Origin of the sequence: Methylophaga sp. UBA1464, from assembly GCF_002325665.1 — a bacterium.
GTDB lineage: Bacteria > Pseudomonadota > Gammaproteobacteria > Nitrosococcales > Methylophagaceae > Methylophaga.
Genome location: NZ_DCSO01000005.1, coordinates 1,990 through 5,851 on the forward strand (window position 1 = coordinate 1,990; position 3,862 = coordinate 5,851).

The 3,862-nt window shown below is 45.2% G+C and carries 3 protein-coding genes and 1 pseudogene; all 4 read left to right on the plus strand.

Annotated features, from left to right (window positions below; all coding sequences use genetic code 11):
- A pseudogene (locus tag B3O33_RS00390) lies at nt 1–247 on the plus strand (hypothetical protein); the annotation flags it as partial.
- Between the two features lies 1 nt (nt 248).
- A complete protein-coding gene (locus B3O33_RS00395; RefSeq protein ID WP_292359786.1) occupies nt 249–1,613 on the plus strand; it encodes a DUF3526 domain-containing protein in 1,365 nt (454 codons plus the stop codon).
- Entirely contained in the window at nt 1,606–2,643 is a 1,038-nt protein-coding gene (locus B3O33_RS00400; protein ID WP_292359784.1) for a CobW family GTP-binding protein, read from the plus strand. The genes B3O33_RS00395 and B3O33_RS00400 overlap by 8 nt, the downstream gene beginning before the upstream one ends.
- 46 nt (nt 2,644–2,689) lie before the next feature.
- Nucleotides 2,690–3,862, plus strand: a 1,173-nt coding sequence (locus B3O33_RS00405) for a formylmethanofuran dehydrogenase subunit A (RefSeq protein ID WP_292362716.1), incomplete at its 3' end; no start/stop codon positions are given.

A 3,862-nucleotide genomic window follows, 5' to 3' on the forward strand; every position in this document is an offset into this window, starting at 1 on the left:
TGCTGAGCAATTTCGCTTTAATTTCATCAAGCAGCTGAATCAGATGCATGCAGAACAAATCGACCATGCCCATGATCGTGAACAAAAAGTCTCGAATGAGCAATTGGCAAATCTGCAGCAATTTGATTATCAATCACCTACCTTGCAGAACGAACTGAATCTGATTTACCTGCCTTTATTAATATTGCTGGGGTGGTTAATCATCGGTGTGTTGTTACTTTCCCGCAGTCGTAACGAGGTTGATTAAGGTGAGATTTATTCAATTTGAATTACGCTTGTTATGGCAGAACAAGCTCTTTAAATGGCTGATGGCAGCTTATCTTCTAGCAGCTTTATTAGCCATTATCTGGGGACAGACAGGACTGCATCGTGAATATCAACAGCGGGCTATCAGCGAAGCAAATTACCAAGCCGAATTGGCAGACTATCAGAAGGATGCTCCGTTAGCGCCATACGACTCAGGATATCTGAGTTATTACCAGTTTCATCCTGTCTGGCAAAAACCTTCTGCCTGGTCGGCATTGATACATGGTGAACGTAGCGAATCGGCCAGCCACACAAGAGTTCGTTTATTAGGTTTGCAAAGTCAATTGAGCAATACGGCGACTGGCAATATTGCTGCTATGCCTATTGGTAAGCTGGACTTGAGTTTTATCTGGATTTACCTGATGCCGTTATTGATTGCGGCATTAAGTTTAAATCTGTTGGCGGAAGAGAAGGCCAGCGGACGCTGGTCATTACTGGCATCGCAGGTAGCAAATAGTGGCATGTTACTGACTAAAAAGATGTTGATTGCAGCTGGACTGCTGGCAGTGGTGAATTTACTGATTCTGCTTGCAGCAGTGGTCATGACAGATATTGATTTTGATTCAATATGGTTGCAGGTTGCTGCGGTTTTATTGGCTTATCAACTCTGCTGGTTTTTAATCACTGGCTGGATTATCAGCTTGCAACGCACAGCTATTTTTAACAGTTTGTTATTTATCAGCCTGTGGATTGTGTTTGCTTTTGTGCTGCCCGGATTAGCATATCTGTATCAAACACAACAACAGCAACCCGCTGAACATGTTTCCATGATCTTTGATCAACGAGAGTTTATGCATGACAGCTGGGACAGGGATCAGCAAGCGGATTTCGATGTTTATTTGCAGGATTATCCTCAGTGGCAAACTACTGAACCGACGTTGCAAAAGCCTTTCGACTGGCGCTGGTATTATGCGATGCAGCATATGAGCGATGTGATTGTGGCAGAGGCGGTCGCGCAGTTTCGTGAGAGTCGTGTGCATTCCCACCAGATTGGCAATCAAGTTGCCTGGTTATCACCGGTGATGCGTTTGCAATACAGTATGAATCGTTTCGCCGATACCGATATGTTGGCAAGTCAGGCATTTCTGGATCAGATTGGTGATTATCACCAGCAATTGCGCGATTACTTCTTTGATTTCTATTTTTTTGACAAGTCGTTTACGGAAGCCGATTTCGCTAATATTCCTGTATTTGAATATCAGCCGGTAATGCAAAGCTATACGTTAAAAAGCTTAATTAATTTAGTTTTGATCGGCCTGTTTTTTGTCGGCTTGATTATGTTACAAACTCGGCGTAATCGTGGCTGAACCAACCGTCCAATTTAAGCTTTTTCAAAAGGCGATACCGACCAATGTGATTACCGGTTTTCTTGGGGTTGGTAAAACCACAGCGATCCAGCACCTTTTACAGACCAAACCGGCAGGTGAGCGCTGGGCGGTATTAATTAATGAATTTGGCAAAGTGGGCATAGATAGTCAGTTGTTAAAGACTGATGATTCTGCTGAAGGCGAAGTCACCATTCGTGAAGTGCCCGGTGGCTGTATGTGCTGTGCTGCCGGTTTACCAATGAAGGTGGCACTCAATCAGCTTATTGGAAAAGCCAAACCCGACAGGTTATTGATTGAACCCAGTGGTCTGGGGCACCCGGAAGAAGTGATCGCCGTGCTGTCAGGTGAATTTTATCAATCAATTATTGATTTACGTTCCACGCTGACCTTGGTGGATGCTCGTCATATGGCTGAAGCGAAATATCGTGAACATGAGACGTTTCAGCAGCAATTGCAGATTGCTGATCTGTTGGTAGCGAATAAGGCCGATATGTATGACCAGAGCGAAGTTGATGCTTTAAAACGATACATCAATGAGCTGCATCTTCAGGAATTGCCTTTACAGATCACGCAAGAAGCCAAAATTAATCCTGAATGGCTAAAACCAAAAGCTAAATTTAATCAGGCTGTCTGGCAGGAACAGCCAGCGGAGTTTAATGTTGATAATGAAGAACAACTTATTCCAGATTGCGGCTACCTGGCGGCCACACAAAAGTTAAGTGGCTGGTATAGCTATGGCTGGCGGTTCAAATCAACATTCAGTTTTGATTACCAACCGCTGATGTCATGGCTGGAGCAATTTAAACAGGTGCGTTTTAAAGCTGTTTTTCGAACCAGAGAGGGCTTTGTTGCAATCAATCAAGCTGATGACAATTTAACCATTGGAAAACTGCCCGCTCAGGCAGCAGAAAGCCGTATTGAGTTCGTTACCGATATGCCACTTGATGCAAAAAAAATGGAAAACCAACTATTACAGATATGTGGGATAAAGCATGTTAACCCGTCTTAAAAACGCTCGCGTATACGACCCGGTACAAAAGTTAAATGGTGAACTCATGGATCTGTGGATCCGTGATGATCGAATCGTTGATCCGAAAAATATAAGTGATAAGGATTCGGCTATTACCTATGATTTAAATGGGGCTATTACCATGGCGGGCGGTGTGGATATTCACAGCCATATTGCAGGGGGTAATGTGAATACAGCCCGTTTATTACTGCCCGATCAACATCGTAATCATCTGCAACGACAGGAAAATCTGCCATTCTATAATGCCCGCTGGTCTAGTTTTGAAACCGGTTATCGCTATACAGAAATGGGCTACAGCATGGTGGTTGAACCGGCGATGTTGCCGGTCAATGCGCCGCAGGTTCACCGTGAAATGGCGGATATTCCGATCATTGATACCGCAGCGCTGGCGATTCTCGGCAGTGATGATTTGCTGGTATCGATGTTGCGAAGTGGTGCCTCGCAGGATCAGATTAATGACTATGTGAGCTGGACCATCAATACCACGCAGGCATTAGGCTTAAAAGTGATTAATGCCGGTGGTTCGCAGGCGTTTAAGGCTGGAGTTGAACAGTTTGGTTTGGATGATGAAGTACCGGATTATGGCATCAGTTCCCGGCGCTTACTGACTTCATTACAGATCGCTGTGCATCAGCTGGGTATTCCGCATCCGGTACATGTGCATTGTAATAACCTTGGTGTGCCCGGCAATGTACAAACTGCCATTGATACCATGGAAGCCGCTCAAGGCTTGCCGATGCATCTGGCACATGTGCAATTTTATGGCTATGGAGCCGAAGGCACTCGTGGTTTTTCTTCAGCCGCGGCACAGCTAATGGAAGCGTTTAATCGCCACCCCAATATCACTATGGATGTCGGGCAGGTGTTATTTGGTCAGACCGTGACTATGTCTGGCGATATCATCGCTCAATTTTCCCGTCGTGGTGATGCCAGTCCGCATAAATGGGTAATGTGGCATGCCGAAGATGAGGGCAGTGGTGGCATCGTGCCATATCAATACAAAAAAGCCAGTTTTGTAAATGGTTTGCAGTGGGCTATTGGTCTGGAGATTTTCCTGTTATCCGGCGATCCCTGGCGTTTGTTTTTCACCACCGATCATCCTAATGGTGCTCCGTTTACCCGTTACCCGGATTTGCTGCATTTATTGATGGACTATGATTTTCGAATGGCCTGTCTGGCAGAACTGGATCCGGAGATC